Origin of the sequence: Lamprocystis purpurea DSM 4197 (assembly GCF_000379525.1) — a bacterium.
In the GTDB taxonomy this organism is placed as follows: domain Bacteria; phylum Pseudomonadota; class Gammaproteobacteria; order Chromatiales; family Chromatiaceae; genus Thiodictyon; species Thiodictyon purpureum.
In genome coordinates this window covers 50,414-67,278 of sequence record NZ_KB902509.1, presented here as the reverse complement: position 1 = coordinate 67,278, position 16,865 = coordinate 50,414, and the positions used below count along the sequence as shown (strand labels likewise).

The window sequence follows — 16,865 nt, the reverse complement described above, 5'->3', positions numbered from 1 at the left end:
CCGGCTAAAGCCTCGGCCTCCGGTTATGATTGGCTGCAAACTGGAGGCCGAGGCTTTAGCCGGTGGCCCCACTCAAGGCCAGACACCGCCCTGCGGGCATCCTCCGGCTAAAGCCTCGGCCTCCGGTTATGATTGGCTGCAAACTGGAGGCCGAGGCTTTAGCCGGTGGACAGCACGGAGAACCCGGGGATGACCGATGAACACCGCCCGCCGCACCTGTATCTCGACGCGCAGTGGTATCTGTTGACCGCGTCGACCTTCGGTCGTGCGCCCCTGATTCGGGCGGATGAGGACAAGCGCCTGTTTCGCGAAGTGTTGGAGGCGAAGACCCGGCGCTTTGAAATGCGGCTGCGTGCCTGGGTCATTCTCGATCAGCACTATCACCTGTTGTTCCAGACGCCGCCACGGCAGCGATTGCGCCGCTTTGTGACCGAACTGCACGGCGCCTCGGCCCATGCGGTCAACACCCGTGCCGGGATGCGCGGGCGGATGGTGTGGGAGAACTATTGGGATACCTGCATCCGTACTCCGCAGGATTGGTGGGCGCGATTCAACTATGTCCACGGCAATCCGGTGAAGCACGGGTATGTGGCCCATCCGGGCGAATGGGAATTCTCCAGTTACCGGTACTTCCTGCGGACCCGGGGACAGGATTGGCTCGATGACTGTCTGAACCGGGCCGCAGAGATCACGGGGATCGCGGGCGACGACTTCTAGCGGTCACCGGCTGAAGCCTCGACCTCCGGTTGGCCACCGGCTAAAGCCTCGGCCTCCGGTTTGCCACCAGTCACAACCGGAGGCCGAGGCTTTAGCCGGTGGCGGCGGGCTCGATCGGCGCGGCGACCGCGCCCTGGCTCCTGACATAGGCCGCGAATTCGTCCGCCGGAAGCGCCGGGCTGAACAGGTGTCCCTGCCCGATCCGGCATCCCTCGGCCTTGAGGAAATCGGCCTGGGCCTGGGTCTCGATCCCCTCGGCGACGACCCGCAGTTCGAGCGCCCGGCCCAGCGCAATGGCCGCCCGGGCGATGGCGCAGCCGGCCGCGTCCTGCGGGAGTCGCGCGACGAAGGAGCGATCGATCTTGAATTCGCGCAAGGCCAGGCGATCAATGGCGGCCAGGGCCGAGTAGCCGATCCCGAAAGCATCGATCCCGACCTTGATGTCCAACCCCTGGAGGCGCCGGATGGCCCCGGCCGCCGTCGCCGGGTTGGCCATCGCCAAGGTCTCGGTGATCTCCACCGCCAGGGCGCCGGGCGCCAAATTCACCGCCTTGACGATGCCCTCGATGGTCTCAGGGAGGTTGGGGTTCTGAATGTCGCGGTTGGACAGGTTGACCCACACCGCCGCGCCCGCCAACAGCCCCTGGTCCTGCCAGGCTTTCATCTGGGCGGCAGCGGTTTGCACCACCCAGATCCCAATGGGGAGCGTCAGCCCGCTGGACTCCGCCAACGGCAGGAACCGTTCCGGTCCGATCAGGCCCAGCAATGGGTGATGCCAGCGGATCAGGGCCTCGACACCGACCACGCCGCCGGTGTCCAGGTTGTGTTGGGGCTGGTAGTTGAGGACGAATTCGCGGTTGGTGAGGGCCTGGCGCAGGGCGTCCTCCAGGGTGACCTGGGCAAAGGCGCGCGCCGTCATTTCCTTGGTGTAAAAACGGAAGCTGTCGCGGCCCTGATCCTTGGCGCGGTACATGGCCGCGTCGGCGTTGCGCTCCAGCACCGCGACCTCATCACCGTCTTCGGGGTAGAGGCTGATGCCGATGCTGGCGGTCACATAGCGCGACTGGCCGGCCACGGTAAAAGGCTGTGCGAAGGACTTGAGCAGGTTGCGGGCGACCAGTCCCGCGCTGTCGCCGTGCTCCAAGCCGACGAGCAGAATCGCGAATTCATCCCCGCCCAGACGGGCGACCGTATCGCCCTCCGGCACCAGGTCACGCATCCGCTGCGCCGCCTGCTTCAACACCTGGTCCCCGGCGGGGTGTCCCAGGGTATTGTTGATCACCTTGAACCGGTCCAGATCCAGGAAAAGCACGGCCACCTGCCGGTGCTCCCGATGGGCTTGCAGCATCGCCTGCTTCAGGCGGTCGGCGAACAGCACGCGGTTGGGCAAGCCGGTCAGTCCATCGTGGTGCGCCAGGTGCTCCAGTTGCACCTCCCGCTCCTTGAGCCGTCCAGTCAGATCCAGATGTTCGGTAATGTCGCGGGAGGACTCGATCACACCCAGGATCTCGTCCGCGGGACCGCGCAGCGGTGCACTGATCCGCTCGATCCAACGCGTCTGCCCGTCCGGCCCCTGGCGGCGTTGGACATCCTTGGTCTCCGCGCCGCCCGCCGCCACGGCCGGGGCCGAACCGGGTTCGTGTGGCAAGACGTCGCCGACCGTGCCCCCGTCCGCCGCCCGCGCCGCCGCGTTCATCAGCAGGACCCGATGGTCCGCGCCGATCACCCGGATCGGGTCCGCGATCCCGTCGACGACGCACTGGAGGAAGCGCTGCTGGGTGAGCACGACGGCCTGTGCCCGCTTGATCTCGGTGACATCCAGGAGCACGACGCGGCAGGCCGTCGCGGACTCCCCGGCCGCGGGCAACCCCTCGCGGCGAATCACCAGCCGGAGCTGACGCTCGACCTCGGGCGGGTGTCCCAGGGTCACCTCGATGGATTCCTCATCCCCGGTATCCAGGACGCGCACGAGGCTGGCGCGCAAAGTGCGCCCGTCGCCGGGGGCGAGCCGCGTGGCCAGCACCAACTCCGGGACCCGCCCCCGCTCCACCCCCAGCAACTGGGCGGCGGTCAGGTTCATCTGGGTGATCCGGCTCTGGCGGGTGAGGGTCGCATAGGCCACCGGGGCAAAGTCGTAGAGGTCCGCGTAGCGGTCGCGGGATTCCTCCAACGCCTGCTGCGCCGCGCGCAACTCCCGGTTCTGGAGTTCCAGCTCGATCTGGTAGATCTGGAGCTCCTGCACCACCCGGCGCGGATCGGCAGCGTCCAGGGCATCGCGCTGCTGGTCGGCGAGCAAGTCGGCGAGTGAACGATCATCGATGTTCCTGAAATCCGCCATCGCGGCCTCCGCGGGGTTACGAGCAGTCGGCGCCCGATTCGGGCATGCACTTCCGTGTCTGTGGCCAGATCTGTGGCCAGAGTCGACCGGATGCGTTTCGCAAACGGCGATTGGGACGACTAGAGTAAGCCCTGGCGCCTGACATAGGATTCGAATTCTTCCGCCGGGAGCGGCCGGCTGTACAGATAGCCCTGGCCGATCCGGCACCCGGCGGTCGTGAGAAAACGCGCATGCGCCTGGGTCTCGACCCCCTCGGCGACCACCTTGAGCCCCAAGGCCTCGCCCAACGCGATGACCGCGCAGGCGATGGCGCAGCCGTCCGCGTCCTCCGGCAGCCCGGCGACGAAAGACTGGTCGATCTTGATCTCATGCACCGCCAGACGCTTGAGCGACGCCAGCGAGGAGTAGCCCGTGCCGAAGTCATCGATGCCGACCTCGATGCCCAGGGACTGGAGATGTCGGATATTGCCGGCCGCCGACTCCGGGTTGGCCATGATCCAGGTCTCGGTGATCTCCACTGCCAGGGCGGCGGGATTCAGGCCGACCGCCCTGACGATTCCCCCAATGATCTCCGCCAGGTCCGGGTTCTGCATATCGCGGTTGGACAGGTTGACCCGGACCGCCGCGTCGGTCAGCAACCCCTGATCCTGCCACGCCTTCATCTGGGCGCAGGCGGTCTGCACGATCCAGACACTGATCGGGACGATCAGACCGGTGGATTCCGCCAATGGAATGAACCGCAGCGGTTCGACCATGCCCATGGTCGGGTGGTTCCAGCGGATCAACGCCTCCAAACCGACGATGTGGCCGGTCGCCAGATCGAGTTGCGGCTGGTAGTAGAGGACGAATTCCTCGTTGACCAGCGCCTGCCGCAGTGCCGTCTCCAGGGAGAACTGGGCGAACACGCGTGCCGTCATGTCCTCGGTGTAGAAACGGAAAGTGTCGCGACCCCGCTCCTTGGCCAGGTACATGGCCGAGTCGGCATTGCGCACCAGGGTATTCACGTCTGATCCATCCTGTGGAAAGAGGCTGATACCGATGCTCGTGGTGACATAGAGCGTGCGGCCATCCACCGTGAAAGGCCGCCTGAACACCTCGGTGAGTTTATGGGCGACCAGCCCGGCGCTGCTGCCGTCCTTCAATTTCGCCAGGATGACGGTAAACTCATCCCCACCCAGGCGGGCGACGGTATCACCCTCCCGCACCAGGCCGAGCATGCGTGTTGCGGCTTGTTTCAGGACCTGATCCCCGGCGGGATGCCCCAAGCTGTCGTTGATCGACTTGAACCCGTCCAGGTCGAGGAAGAGCAAGGCCACTTGCCGCTGCTCCCGATGGGCCTGACGGATGGCCTGCCCCAAACGGTCGGCGAACAGCAAGCGGTTGGGTAATCCGGTGAGCGTGTCGTGTTGGACCAGATGCTCCAGTTGGAGCTCACGCTCTTGGAGTCGCGCGGTCAGTTGCAGATGCTCGGTGATATCCAGCAGGATCACGCGGCAGGCCGTGCGCGCCTCCTCGCCCGGAGGCGGACGCTCGCGGCGAATGATCAGGCGCAGGTCGCGTCGGGCCTCCGGTGCGCGTCCCAGGCCGACTTCCAGGCTCTCATCCTCTCCGGTCCGCAGCGCCCGCGACAGGCTGTCGAGCAGGGCACGCCCATTCTCCGGGGCAAGCCGCGTGCCCAGTAACAAGTCCGGCACCCGACCGCGCTCCACCCCGAGTAACTGGGCGGCGGTCAAGTTCATCTGGGTGATCCGGCCCTGGCCGGTCATCGTGGCATAGGCGACCGGGGCAAAGTCGTAGAGGTCGGCGTAGCGGTCGCGGGACTCCTCGAGCGCCTGTTGGGCCGCGCGCAGTTCCCGATTCTGAAGTTCCAGCTCGATCTGGTGAACTTCCAACTCCTGAACGACATGAGCAGCGTTGGCGGGGTCAGTTGCCTCGCGGTGCAGGGCACTGAGCAGGTCGGTTAGGGACTGATCGTTGATGTCCCTGAGGTCGGCCATGACGAACTCCGGAGTAAGGGAAGTGGGAGACGAGGTGCGCGTCATTGAACTCGGACTCTACGCGCAATGCGGCGCCGGCTCGGTACGGCACCGTACGCAGATCCCGGCAAGGGACGCACCGTTCATCGGTCCGCATCCCGGCCGCAAGAAAACCGGAGGTCGAGGCTTTACCGTGAAAGTGCGTCGTCAGGCCATCCTGGCCTGGCGGCGTCGGGGCTGGAACAGTCAGGGCTGGAAGCCCTGACTACGCAGCCTCGCACGCCGGCAGCTGCGACAGTGGTCGAAAGGGTTTCATGTTCCAGGGTGGCCGCGCGACTTTGAAAGTATTAAAGACTTGGACCCCGCGTGCGGCAGCGTACAGACGCCCGCGGCCCAAGCTGTCATCGTTTTCTTAGGTGCCTCCGGCGCCCCTGACCCGCGGCGCAATCACTCACCGTCCCGCGGCCTAACCTGCATCGAATCGGACATTGCACATGCGTGATAACGGAATTGCTGCCCCAGGTTCAGGCACGGCTGGTGCGGCGAATGCCATCACCGAAGTCCAGCGCGAGCAGACGCTGCTCAAGACCGGTGCACTGCAGACCGCGATCCTGAACAGTGCCAACTTCTCCAGCATCGCCACCGATGAGCGCGGCGTCATCCAGATCTTCAACGTGGGTGCCGAGCGCATGCTGGGCTACACGGCCGGCGAGGTGGTGAACCGCATCACCCCGGCGGACGTTTCCGACCCGCAGGAACTGGTGGCGCGGGCACTGGCGCTGAGCAAAGAACTGGGCACACCCATCGCGCCGGGCTTCGAGGCCCTGGTGTTCAAGGCGCGTCGGGGCATCGAGGATGTCTATGAACTGACCTATATCTGCAAAGACCGCAGCCGCTTGCCGGCCGTGGTGTCGGTGACGGCGCTGCAGGACGCGTCCGACGCCATCATCGGCTATCTGCTGATCGGCACCGACAATACGGCACGCCAGCAGGCCGAGGCCGAGCGCGGGCGCCTGGACGCGGTGCTCAAGTACAGCCACCTGGAACTGGAAAAAGCCAAGGTGGCGGCCGAGCAAGCGAACCAGGCGAAGTCGGAATTCCTTTCCTGCATGAGCCACGAGCTGCGTTCGCCGCTGAACGCCGTGCTCGGCTTCGCCCAACTGATGGAGACCGGCACACCGGCGCCCACGCCCGGTCAGAAGGACTGCATCGATCAGATCCTGCAGGCCGGCTGGTATCTGCTCGCTCTGATCAACGAAATCCTGGATCTCGCGCTCATCGAATCGGGCAAGTTGTCGCTGTCGCCCGAGCCCATGTCACTCTCCGAGGTCCTGGCCGACTGCGAGGCCATGATCGAGCCGCAGGTCCAGCAGAGCGGCATCCATGTGCACTTCCCGACGCTGGACGGGCCCTGGCTGGTGCGCGCCGACCGCACGCGCGTCAAGCAGGTGCTGGTCAATTTGCTGTCCAACGCCATCAAGTACAACCGCGTCGGCGGCCGCGTCGACGTGCGCTGCACCGCCGCGGCGGATGAGCGCACGCGTATCAGCTTGCAAGACACGGGCGAAGGCCTCGGGGCCGACAAGCTGGCACAACTGTTTCAGCCCTTCAACCGATTGGGGCAGGAGACCGGGTCACAGGAAGGCACCGGTATTGGCCTGGTGGTCTGCAAGCGCCTGATGGAGTTGATGGGCGGCACCATCGGGGTCGACAGCACGGTGGGTGTGGGCAGCACCTTCTGGATCGAACTGGACACGACCACGGCACTGCAACTAGCCGCCGAACCGGCCGACCTCCCGTCGGCGGCGCTTGCCCCGGTGGCCCCGAACAGCGCCCTGCGCACCCTGCTCTGTGTGGAAGACAACCCGGCCAACCTGATGCTGGTGGAGCGGCTGCTGGCACGGCGGCCCGACATCCGGCTGCTGAGTGCGCGCGATGGCCGGCAGGGCGTGGAGATGGCGCGCGCCTGCCTGCCCGATATCATCCTGATGGACATCAACCTGCCGGGCATCAGCGGCATCACGGCACTGCACATCCTGGCCGAGGACCCGGCCACGGCGCGGATTCCGGTGATCGCACTGAGCGCCAATGCCATGCCCCGCGACATCGAAAAGGGCATGCAGGCCGGCTTCTTTCACTACCTGACCAAGCCCATCAAGGTGGGCGAATTCATGGACACGCTGGACTTGGCGCTCGAGGTCGCGCTGGTCGCCGGCAAACCCTCAAGCCTAGGAATAATAGAATGAAATTACCGGAACAGGAGATCCTGGCCGCGCGCATCCTGATCGTCGACGATCAGGATGCCAATGTGCGGCTCTTGCAGCGCCTGCTCGGCGACGCGGGTTATACCAGCGTGACCGCGACGATGGACCCGACCCAGGTGTGCGCGCTGCACCGCAGCAACGACTACGACCTGATCCTGCTCGATCTGCAGATGCCCGCCATGGACGGTTTTCAGGTGATGGCCGCGCTGCAGGTGCAGGCCGCCGACAGCTACCTCCCGGTCATCGTGCTCACCGCCCAACCGGCGCACAAATTGCGCGCCTTGCAGGCCGGCGCCAAGGACTTTGTCAGCAAGCCCTTCGACCTGGTGGAAGTCAAGACGCGTATCCACAACATGCTGGAGGTGCGGCTGCTGTACCGCCGACTCGAAGCGTCCAACCTGCTGCTGGAGCAGACGGTGGAGGCCCGCACCCAGGAACTGCGCGACAGCGAGGCCCGCTACCGCAGCCTCGCCGAACTGGCGTCGGACTGGTACTGGGAACAGGACGAGACCGGCCGCTTCACCACGATCTCAGGCCCGGTGATGGCGATGCTGGGTATTCCCGACCAGGTGGCGCCAGTCACCGCCACGCAACCGCCGACCGGCGGTTGGAACGAGACCGAGCGTACCGCCATCCGCGTCAAGATCGCCGCCCGCCAGCCGTTCCTGGACTTCCCCTTCAGCCGCGTCAACGCCGACGGCTCGCAACAGCAGTACCGGGTCAGCGGCGAGCCGCGGTTCAGCCGGGCCTGCCGCTTCATCGGCTATCGCGGCATCGGCGTGGAAACCACGCCCAGGCCCGCGGCGGCAGTCGGCTGACGCGCGATGCTCCCGGCCCGCCACAGCCCGAATCAGAATCATCTGCTGGCCGCGCTGCCCGACCTCGAGTACGCGACCCTGTCGCCGCATCTGGAACCCTGCCCGCTGGCCCTGGGCGAGATGCTCTACGAACCGGGCCAGCGGCTGCGTCATGCCTATTTTCCAACCAGCGCGGTCGTCTCGCTGCACTATGTCACGGAAAGCGGCGCGGCGGCCGAGACCGCCGGTGTGGGCAACGAAGGCATGGTCGGCGTTTCGCTCTTCATGGGTGGCGACTCCACACCCAGTTCGGCCGTCGTGCAGACGGCGGGCCACGCGTATCGCCTGGAGCGCCGCCGCCTGAAGTTGGCCTTCGAGGGGGTCGGTCTGTTGCAGCCCCTGTTGCTGCGCTATATGCAGGCACTGATCACCCAGACCGCGCAAACCGCGGCCTGCAACCGTCATCACTCGGTAGAGCAGCAACTCAGCCGCTGGCTCCTGCTGACGCTGGATCGGGCCCCGGAGCGCGAACTGGTCATGACGCAGGAACTGGTGGCCAGCATGTTGGGCGTGCGCCGCGAAAGCGTCACCGAGGCGGCGCGCAAGCTGCAACAGTGTGGCTTCATCCGCTATCGCCGCGGCCACATCACGGTCGTCGATCGGCAGGGGCTCGAAACCCGTGCCTGCGAGTGCTACGCCTTGGTGAAGACGGAACTGGGCCGCCTGCTGGGCGATGTGCAGTACCGCCAGGATCCTGTCATCTGAGACGCATGGACACACCGGTTCTTGGCCGGACGCGCTTCAGTTAGAATAACCGCACTGTAAAAAATTTGAGACCCGGGCGGTTGCCGTGGCCTTAGGCTGATGGTGGATGCGCTGCGCTTATCCACCCTACAAAGCCGGCACCGCTGTAGGGTGGATAAGGCGCGCCGCTCGGCGTCAGGAACCCGGCACGGCCGTCGCGCGCGCCGCATCCACCAGGGGCTGCTGACGCGGCGCCGCCGCCCGCTAAAGCGTCGGCCTCCGGTTGCATCGCCCCGGTCACGGAGGTTGAGCCCGCGTGGTACGACGTTCTTCGGAAATCGCCTTGGGCAACGCTCGCAACGAACACCAATCACGGGGCACTCGAAGATAGACGCCGTCGGCATCGATATCGCGGAGCGCAAACAGGCCGGAAAGATCGGGCGCCTGACGGTGGACGCACTGGAAACCCTCGCCCGCCAGTTCACCCAGGCATTGGAGCGCTTGTCGATCGAGTCGGAGGCCGCCGATCAGCGGCAAAACCTGGAAGGCCTGTTCGAGGCCATCGCCGACTACCTCTTTGTGCTCGACCTGGACGGCCGCATCCTGCACTACAACCCGGCGGTCGCGACGGGGTTGGGCTACGGCCGGAGCTTGCTTGGCCAACCCGCCTGGGTCCTTCACCCGCCCGAGATGCACCCGGAAGTGCGGCGCCTGGTTGCCGAAATCCCGCATGGAACCGGCCCGAGCGGCCCCTTGACGATGCTCAAGACCGATGGCGGGTGCGTCCTGGTGGATATCCGCGCAACGATGGGCCGCTGGAACGGTGGGCCGGCAATCATCGGTATCGCGCGCGATATCACCGAGCGCAAGCGGGCCGACACCGAGTTGGAGCAGTACCGCAATCGGCTGGAGGATCTGGTCGCCGCACGCACGGCGGCGCTGGAGGCCGCCAACCGGCAATTGCTGATCAGCGACCTGCGACTCAAGGCCATGTTCGAGATGAGCCAGCAGGCCGACACCATGGACGAGCGCGCGCTGCTGCGGCGCGGCGCCGAGGAAGCCGTGCGACTCACCGGCAGTCATATCGGCTACGTCCATTTCGTCAACAACGATCAGGAGACCATTGAGCTTCACTCCTGGTCGGCCGAGACCCTGAAGCACTGCACCGCCGTGCACCAAAGCCACTACCCGATATCGATGGCCGGCGTCTGGGCCGATACGGTGCGGTTGCGCCGCCCGGTCGTCCACAACGACTACCAGCATCTGCCGAACCGCTGCGGCTATCCGGCGGGCCACGCGCACCTGATCCGCCATCTGGGGGTGCCGGTCGTCGAAGGCGATAAGGTCCGGGTGCTGATCGGCGTCGGCAACAAGCCGACCGACTACGACGCGTCGGACGAACACGATCTGCAGCTGATCGCCGACGACCTCTGGCGCATCGTGATGCGGCGCCGCGCCGAAGCCGCACTGGCCTCCGCCAAGGAGGCGGCGGAAGCCGGCAATCGGGCCAAGAGCGCCTTCCTGGCGAACATGAGCCACGAGATCCGCACACCGATGAATGCCATCCTCGGACTCACCCATCTGCTGCAGCGCGAGATCGTCGCGCCCAAAGCCCGGGAGCGGCTGGCCAAGGTGGCCGACGCCGCTCAGAGCCTCCTGCGCCTCCTCAACGACATCCTGGACCTCTCCAAGATCGAGGCCGAGTGCCTCGGTCTGGAGCGAGGGGAGCTTTCAGTGGAGCAGGTCCTGGACCAGACGGCCGCGCTGCTGAGCGAACGGGTGGCGGCGAAGGGCCTGCGGTTGGCGGTCGAGATCGACCCGAATGTCCCGGCCCGGCTGCGCGGCGACCCGACGCGCCTGGGCCAGATGGCGTCGAACTATATCGCTAATGCCATCAAGTTCTCCGATCGGGGCACGATTCGGGTGCGCGCCCATGTCGCGGCGGACGCGCGGACGAACATCCTGCTGCGGATCGAGGTCCAGGACGAGGGGATCGGTCTCGCCCCCGAGCAGCAGCACCGGCTGTTCCAACCCTTCGTTCAGGCCGACAACTCGACCACGCGGCAATATGGCGGCACCGGGCTCGGACTCGTGATCGTCAAACGCCTGGCCGCCCTGATGGGGGGCGAGGTCGGGGTGACGAGCGCCTTGGGCCAGGGCAGCACCTTCTGGTTCAGCGCACGGCTGGAGCGCTCCGATCGGGAGGCCGCCGCGGTGCCAACCGGACGCGCGCTGCCGGAGGCGGAAAGTGCCGAGCAGATCCTCGCCCGCCGCTATCGGGGCGCCCGCATCCTGCTCGCGGAAGACGAACCGGTCAACCAAGCCGTCGCCATGGATCTGCTGAGCGACGTGGGATTGCACGTGGAACTCGCGGGGGACGGCCGACAAGCGCTGGAGCGGGTCCGTAGCGCCCCCTACGACCTGGTGTTGATGGACATGCAGATGCCGCTCATGGACGGGCTCGAAGCCACCCGCGCCATCCGCGCCCTGCCCGGCAAAGCCTTGCTGCCCATCCTCGCCATCACCGCCAACGCCTTCACCGAGGACCGGGCACGGTGCCTGGCAGCGGGGATGAACGACGTCCTCGCCAAACCCGTGGAGCCCGAGCAACTCTTCGCCACCCTGCTGCGCTGGCTGCCGCCGCGCGGCGAGGCTCAACCCCAGGTGATTTCCTGAGGTCGACCGGCTAACGACCATGGCGCCCGCGCCACCCCGGAACATGAAAGTCTGCTCGACCGCTGCGTAGTCAGGGCTTCCAGCCCTGACCGTTCCAGTCCCGACGCCGTCAGGCCCGGATGGCCTGACTACGCACTTTCACGGTAAAGCCTCGGCCTCCAGTTTGCCCTCGTGAACGATCCGGGTTTGATACGAGTCCCCCATGGTGCTATTTTCCCACCATGATCAAGACCAAAATCCAACTCCCTGACGAACCCTACCGGGAGGCCCAGCGCGTCGCGTGGGAGCGGGAGATCTCGCTTGCCGAGGTCGTGCGCAGGGGCCTCGAGTACATCGTGCGCGTCTACCCGCCAGTGCCATCGCAGGCACCGGAATCGATACCGCTCCGACCCATGTCGCTGGGCAGCTTCCTGGCTCCGGTAGAAGACTGGCGACTCCTTGGTGTAGGTCGGCCTTCAGGCCGACCGACGCAGCAGGGGCCGACCTGAAGGTCGACCAACCAGAGGAACCGCATCCTAGCCGGGTAACGGGGTCGGTGGTGACGTGCACTATTTTGAACACCCCTCCGGGCAAGTCGCCGGGGTGAAATTCTTCCCAAATGGAAGCGAGCCATGAAACAGCGGGTTGAGATCGAAGCGCTCTTGGCGCACTCCGGCAGCGAGGAACAACGGCTCGCATCCTTCGCGTTGCTGTCACTCGGTGTCGTCGAATCGCTGGTCGCCGGCACCATCAGCGCCTCCGGAGCGGTCGAAGTCTTCTTCCACGCGGATAACTGCCTCTATGTCCGTCGGCAGTTAAGGCACAAGATCGCCGATGACATCATGGGGCGCGGCGTCCAACTTCCCGACATCTTCGACGCCCTGCCGGTCGAACAGGCCCAACAGGAGTTTCAGCGCGAAATCGCCGCGATCCGCACCCTGTGCCTGACGCTCCTCGACGATCAGCAGTTGGCCGCCTGAGCAAACATGGGGCAATTGCCATCAGCCCAAACGGCAGCATTGTTCCCAGCCCTTCACTCGTGACCGCGCTCCCGAGATTGGGTAAGTATTCGGACCGTGGTCGGCGCCCGGAGTTGGCCGCCAAGATCGTGAAGCTCCAGGCGCGCCAAGCGCGCCACGCGGCCCTGCTCAAGCAACTGGAGGACAGCGGGGAAACCCAGATCTCGCGCACCGACCCGGATGCCCGCGCCCTGCGCAAGGGCGGCCAGCAACTGGTCGGCTACAACGTCCAGAACTCCGTCGATAGCAAGCACCGGCTCATCGCCCATTACGACGTCACCAACGCCGGCAACGACACCCAGCAGTTAGCCCCGCAAGCCCTTGCGGTGAAAGAGGTGTTGGGGGTCGAGGCCATGATCGTCGTGGTCGATGCCGGTTATTTGCTCTCGTGACACCGCTCCGGCGATGTCACGCAGGTCTTCGGCGCTCTGCGCCCCGGGGCCTGCGGGCCGATTTATGACTCGCTACCTACAATCGCAACCGCGCGGAGTTGGTTCATGTCCATCGTCCTGATCATCTTCGTCGTCGTCTATCTCGGCATGATGCTCGGCCACTTGCCGTGGCTCAAGGTGGACCGCGCCGCGATCGCCTTGGGCGGCGCCATCGCGCTCTTGGCCGCCGCCGAACTCACCGAGGCGCAAGCGGTCGCCAGCGTCGACTTCGGCACCATCGGCATGCTGTTCGGGCTCATGCTGCTGTCGATCCAGTTCGAGCTGTCCGGGCTTTACGGCGCGGTGTCGGCCAGGGTCGGCGCAGTCCAGACCAGGCCGGCGATCCTGCTCGCCCTGCTGATCGGGCTGGTTGGCGTCATGTCCGCCTTGCTCACCAACGACGTGGTGGCGGTCGCCATGACCCCGGTCGTGCTGTCCATTTGTCTGCGCCGCGGACTGAATCCGGTGCCGTTCCTTTTGGCGATCGCCTTCGCCGCCAATGCCGGCTCGGTGGCAACGCTCATCGGCAGCCCCCAGAACATGCTGATCGGCGAGCGACTGCAACTCTCCTTCGTCCACTATATGGCGTACGCCGCAGTACCCGCCCTCCTGTCTTTAGGTGTCGTCTGGCTCGCCCTGATGCTCTTCTACCGCGCCCACTGGCAACTCCAGCGGCCGGACGCGGCGGACCGCAGCGCCCATTCCGCCGACGCGGCGGCACCCCCGTTCGACCGGTGGGAGACCATCAAGGGCTTGCTGGTCCTGGGCTTCGTCCTCTATGCCTTCATTTTCACCGAGTGGAGTCGCGGCCTGGTAGCGGCCAGCGCCGGCGCCTTCATGCTGTTCAACGCCCGCTTCATGTCCCGCAGCATGCTGCATCGCATGGATTGGGGGCTGCTGATCCTGTTCGTCGGTCTGTTCATAGTCAACGGCGCCTTCCAGAATACCGGGATGCCACAGCAACTGGTCGGCGACTTGAATGCGGCCGGATTCAACCTCCAGCACAGTGACGTGCTCTTCGTATTGAGCGCCGTGCTGAGCGACATCACCTCGAACGTTCCGACCGTGATGCTGCTCCTGCCCTATGCCAATGATCCCGAGGCCGGACCCCTGATGGCGCTGGCCAGCGGCCTCTCCAGCAATCTGATCGTCATCGGCAGCCTGGCGAACATCATCGTGGTCGATGCGGCCAATGCGAGGGGCCTCAACATCTCATTCCGGGAGTTTGCCAAGGTGGGTCTGCCGGTGGCCCTGAGCACCTTGCTGATCGCCTGGGTTTGGGTCAGATATCTGATGTGAGGTCGGCATCAGCGCTGCTTGCCCTTGCCGCCCGCAGCCGCATGGTATTCGCGCCGGATCTGTTCGAGGTCGACCGTCGGCTCGGGGTAGTGGAGATCCAGCGCCTCCATGGCATCGAGCACAATATGGGCGACGGCCAGATTACGGAACCATTTGTGATCGCAGGGGATGGTGAACCAGGGGGCATGCGCCGTGGAAGTGCGCTCCAGCGCCTCGTCGAAGGCGTCCAGGTAATCGTCGAAGCAGGCGCGCTCCTTGTAATCGGAGTCGCTGATCTTCCATTGCCGATGAGGATCATTCAACCGCTCGGCGAACCGCTTCAACTGCTCCTCCTTGGAGATGACCAGGCAGAACTTCAGAATCGTCGTGCCATTCTCGACGGCCAGCAGCCGCTCCCAGTCATTGATCAGGTCGTAGCGCCGCTCCCAGACCGTGCGCGGGACGAGTTGATGGACGCGGGTGACCAGCACGTCTTCATAGTGCGAGCGGTTGAACACCGCCACCTCGCCCTTAGCCGGGGCGTGCGGATGAATGCGCCACAAGAAGTCGTGCGCCGCCTCGGCCGCCGTGGGCGCCTTGAACCCCTGGACCTTGCAGCCCTGGGGATCCATGCCGCCGATCACGTGCCAGCATACGCCGTCCTTGCCTGCCGCATCCAAGCCTTGCAGGACGATCAGGAGCGCGTGCCGATTGTCTCCGTACATCTTGCGCTGGAGATCGCCGATGCGGGCTTTGACGGCCGCGAGTTCCTGGTCCGCGTCCTGCTCGGCGCCGCCCTTGCCGTGACCGGCCGGATCGAACTGCTTGAGCCGTACCCTGGCCTCTGGTTCGACGATCAATTGCTTGGTGTAGTTCATCTTGTCTGTACTCCCGTCATCGGTTGAGGTGGTGCACAATCGCGACACCACACCCTCGGCGGCCTGGCCGAAACAGTGCAAAGGCGAGCGGTCATCAACCGACCAGTTGGCGCCAATGGTCGCACTATGAGCAAGGACAATCTCGACATTGTCCGACGCCCGGCATAGTATCCCCAACCGTGGAAATCCGCAGAGTGCGCGTGTTGGCCTTGATCATGACCGGCAAGAATGCAGGTCGCCCTTCAGGGCAGCCTGGCGACATCCCGGACCCCCGGTCGCCCGGAACGTCCTGATCATCGTTCCGGCCTCAAGAAAACTGGAGGCCGAGGCCTTACCGTGAAAGTGCGTAGTCACGCCATCCTGGCCTGGCGGCGACGGGGCTGGAACAGTCAGGGCTGGAAGCCCTGACTACGCAGCCTCACACGCCGGCAGTTGAGAGGACTTTCATGTTCCGGGGTGCGCGGGCGCCATGGCCGTTAGCCGGTCGACCTCGCGTCCGGGCGGCCCGCGTCCGGCGAAAGCCACGACCTCCAGTGCGCCGGCCGGAACAGTGACCCGTTCCTTAGGAGTTATTCGGAGTTCCTCATGCCACCCATTGCCCCGCACCAGCCATGACGCCGCACCAGCAGAATTCCCGCCTGCTGCGACTCGCCACCTACGCCTCGGTCGCGACCGCGACCCTGTTGATCGTGGCGAAGCTGGCCGCCTGGCTGGTCACTGACGCGGTCAGTGTCCTGGCCTCTTTGATCGACTCGCTGATGGACGTGGGCGCCTCCGTGGTGAACCTGCTGGCGGTCCACTGGTCGCTGCAACCCGCGGACAAGGACCACCGCTTCGGGCACGGCAAGGCCGAAGCCCTGGCCGGACTGGCGCAGGCCGCCTTCATCGGCGGATCCGCCCTGTTCCTCGCCCTGCACGCGGTCGATCGGCTGGTCAACCCGGCCCCCCTGTCGGACATCGGCGTGGGCATCGGCGTCATGCTCTTTGCGATGGCGGCCACCGGCGTGCTACTCGTCTTCCAGCACCGGGTCATCCGGGCGACCGGCTCAACCGCCATCCGCGCCGACGCCCTGCACTACGCGACCGACCTGGCGACCAACTCGGCCACCCTTCTCGCCCTGATCCTCGCGGTTTTGGGCTGGCCGGGGCTCGACCCGCTCTTCGCGCTCGGGATCGCCGTCTACATCTTCTACAGCGCCTTCCAGATCGCGCGCGAGGCGGTCGACCTGCTGATGGATCGCGAAATCGAGGAGCAGCACCGCCAGCGGATCAAGGCCCTGGCATTCACGGTAGCGGGAGTCCGCGGCGTCCATGGCCTGCGCACCCGCCGTTCCGGCCATATCGCGGTGATCCAGCTCCATTTGGAACTCGACCCCGACATCTCCCTACTGGAGGCGCATGCCATCTCCGATCGGGTGGAGGACGTCCTGCACACCGCGTGGCCGGACGCCGACATCACCATCCATCAGGACCCGGCCGGGCTGGAACTGGATCAGCGCGGGGATTGATTCTGATGATGCAGGCCATGCCGGCGGCCCTAATATCGCCTTCGGACGTGATTACCGGACGTAGGGGCGGGTTTCAAACCCGCCCCTACACGAAGGTCTGTCTGGATATCAGGTGCGAACGCTATACATGCCGGCGAGCAAGTCAGCTTAGGCGATTACCGGAAAATCCTGTTCAATGATCGAAACGCTCACGCTCGCGACCTTGTGTCATCGGCACCCTGACCGAACGCGATGCGATCCGGCTGGCCGCGCTCGACCTG

Annotated in this window: 14 protein-coding genes; 11 read left to right on the top strand and 3 right to left on the bottom strand. The window is 65.5% G+C overall.

What is annotated here, in order from left to right; translation table 11 throughout:
• Nucleotides 1–189: 189 nt before the first annotated feature.
• The gene (locus A39O_RS0118550; RefSeq protein WP_157640250.1) at nucleotides 190–717 is read left to right on the top strand and encodes an REP-associated tyrosine transposase; all 528 of its coding nucleotides are present in this window, start codon (nucleotides 190–192) and stop codon (nucleotides 715–717) included.
• Nucleotides 718–808: 91 nt separating this feature from the next.
• Here A39O_RS0118550 and A39O_RS36825 read toward each other — a convergent pair whose 3' ends face one another.
• Together A39O_RS36825 and A39O_RS34175 are read right to left on the bottom strand one after the other, a co-directional pair.
• Nucleotides 809–3,055 carry a putative bifunctional diguanylate cyclase/phosphodiesterase gene (locus tag A39O_RS36825; protein ID WP_020506164.1) on the bottom strand — a complete coding sequence of 749 codons (2,247 nt, stop codon included), beginning with the start codon at nucleotides 3,053–3,055 and terminating at the stop codon, nucleotides 809–811.
• A gap of 119 nt (nucleotides 3,056–3,174) precedes the next feature.
• Entirely contained in the window at nucleotides 3,175–5,052 is a 1,878-nt protein-coding gene (locus A39O_RS34175; RefSeq protein WP_020506163.1) for a putative bifunctional diguanylate cyclase/phosphodiesterase, read from the bottom strand.
• On the opposite strand from A39O_RS34175, the gene A39O_RS40960 reads away from it, so the two are divergent.
• The 9 genes from A39O_RS40960 (at nucleotide 5,051) to A39O_RS0118500 (ending at nucleotide 14,240) form a co-directional block, all read left to right on the top strand.
• On the top strand, nucleotides 5,051–5,296 hold the full coding sequence (locus A39O_RS40960; protein ID WP_157640249.1) for a hypothetical protein: 246 nt from the start codon (nucleotides 5,051–5,053) through the stop codon (nucleotides 5,294–5,296). The genes A39O_RS34175 and A39O_RS40960 overlap by 2 nt on opposite strands.
• Before the next feature lie 229 nt (nucleotides 5,297–5,525).
• Nucleotides 5,526–7,277: a PAS domain-containing hybrid sensor histidine kinase/response regulator gene (locus A39O_RS0118535; RefSeq protein WP_020506162.1), complete on the top strand. Its 1,752-nt coding sequence runs from the start codon at nucleotides 5,526–5,528 to the stop codon at nucleotides 7,275–7,277.
• Nucleotides 7,274–8,113 carry a response regulator gene (locus tag A39O_RS0118530; protein WP_020506161.1) on the top strand — a complete coding sequence of 280 codons (840 nt, stop codon included), beginning with the start codon at nucleotides 7,274–7,276 and terminating at the stop codon, nucleotides 8,111–8,113. Before A39O_RS0118535 ends, A39O_RS0118530 begins: the two co-directional genes overlap by 4 nt.
• Nucleotides 8,114–8,119: 6 nt before the next feature.
• A complete protein-coding gene (locus A39O_RS0118525) occupies nucleotides 8,120–8,857 on the top strand; it encodes a Crp/Fnr family transcriptional regulator (protein WP_020506160.1) in 738 nt (245 codons plus the stop codon).
• A gap of 429 nt (nucleotides 8,858–9,286) precedes the next feature.
• Entirely contained in the window at nucleotides 9,287–11,512 is a 2,226-nt protein-coding gene (locus A39O_RS34170) for an ATP-binding protein (RefSeq protein ID WP_051088849.1), read from the top strand.
• 221 nt (nucleotides 11,513–11,733) lie between these two features.
• A complete protein-coding gene (locus tag A39O_RS0118515; RefSeq protein ID WP_020506158.1) occupies nucleotides 11,734–12,000 on the top strand; it encodes a hypothetical protein in 267 nt (88 codons plus the stop codon).
• Nucleotides 12,001–12,123: 123 nt separating this feature from the next.
• Nucleotides 12,124–12,471 (top strand): DUF3969 family protein, encoded by a 348-nt coding sequence (locus A39O_RS0118510; RefSeq protein ID WP_020506157.1) that lies wholly within the window; start codon nucleotides 12,124–12,126, stop codon nucleotides 12,469–12,471.
• Between the two features lie 113 nt (nucleotides 12,472–12,584).
• Nucleotides 12,585–12,902: a hypothetical protein gene (locus tag A39O_RS0118505; RefSeq protein ID WP_020506156.1), complete on the top strand. Its 318-nt coding sequence runs from the start codon at nucleotides 12,585–12,587 to the stop codon at nucleotides 12,900–12,902.
• Between the two features lie 105 nt (nucleotides 12,903–13,007).
• Nucleotides 13,008–14,240 carry an ArsB/NhaD family transporter gene (locus A39O_RS0118500; protein WP_020506155.1) on the top strand — a complete coding sequence of 411 codons (1,233 nt, stop codon included), beginning with the start codon at nucleotides 13,008–13,010 and terminating at the stop codon, nucleotides 14,238–14,240.
• Nucleotides 14,241–14,248: 8 nt separating this feature from the next.
• On the opposite strand, the gene A39O_RS0118495 is transcribed toward A39O_RS0118500, so the two are convergent.
• On the bottom strand, nucleotides 14,249–15,097 hold the full coding sequence (locus tag A39O_RS0118495; RefSeq protein ID WP_026199522.1) for a polyphosphate kinase 2 family protein: 849 nt from the start codon (nucleotides 15,095–15,097) through the stop codon (nucleotides 14,249–14,251).
• Between the two features lie 611 nt (nucleotides 15,098–15,708).
• On the opposite strand from A39O_RS0118495, the gene A39O_RS0118490 reads away from it, so the two are divergent.
• Nucleotides 15,709–16,605 carry a cation diffusion facilitator family transporter gene (locus A39O_RS0118490; RefSeq protein WP_020506153.1) on the top strand — a complete coding sequence of 299 codons (897 nt, stop codon included), beginning with the start codon at nucleotides 15,709–15,711 and terminating at the stop codon, nucleotides 16,603–16,605.
• Nucleotides 16,606–16,865: the final 260 nt, after the last annotated feature.

Bases quoted from the DNA above. Each gene is read 5' to 3' on its own strand.
- A39O_RS0118550 (WP_157640250.1), top strand. From the start codon at position 190: ATGACCGATGAACACCGCCCGCCGCACCTGTATCTCGACGCGCAGTGG.
- A39O_RS36825 (WP_020506164.1), bottom strand. From the start codon at position 3,055: ATGGCGGATTTCAGGAACATCGATGATCGTTCACTCGCCGACTTGCTC.
- A39O_RS40960 (WP_157640249.1), top strand. From the start codon at position 5,051: ATGACGAACTCCGGAGTAAGGGAAGTGGGAGACGAGGTGCGCGTCATT.
- A39O_RS34175 (WP_020506163.1), bottom strand. From the start codon at position 5,052: ATGGCCGACCTCAGGGACATCAACGATCAGTCCCTAACCGACCTGCTC.
- A39O_RS0118535 (WP_020506162.1), top strand. From the start codon at position 5,526: ATGCGTGATAACGGAATTGCTGCCCCAGGTTCAGGCACGGCTGGTGCG.
- A39O_RS0118530 (WP_020506161.1), top strand. From the start codon at position 7,274: ATGAAATTACCGGAACAGGAGATCCTGGCCGCGCGCATCCTGATCGTC.
- A39O_RS0118525 (WP_020506160.1), top strand. From the start codon at position 8,120: ATGCTCCCGGCCCGCCACAGCCCGAATCAGAATCATCTGCTGGCCGCG.
- A39O_RS0118515 (WP_020506158.1), top strand. From the start codon at position 11,734: ATGATCAAGACCAAAATCCAACTCCCTGACGAACCCTACCGGGAGGCC.
- A39O_RS0118510 (WP_020506157.1), top strand. From the start codon at position 12,124: ATGAAACAGCGGGTTGAGATCGAAGCGCTCTTGGCGCACTCCGGCAGC.
- A39O_RS0118500 (WP_020506155.1), top strand. From the start codon at position 13,008: ATGTCCATCGTCCTGATCATCTTCGTCGTCGTCTATCTCGGCATGATG.
- A39O_RS0118495 (WP_026199522.1), bottom strand. From the start codon at position 15,097: ATGAACTACACCAAGCAATTGATCGTCGAACCAGAGGCCAGGGTACGG.
- A39O_RS0118490 (WP_020506153.1), top strand. From the start codon at position 15,709: ATGACGCCGCACCAGCAGAATTCCCGCCTGCTGCGACTCGCCACCTAC.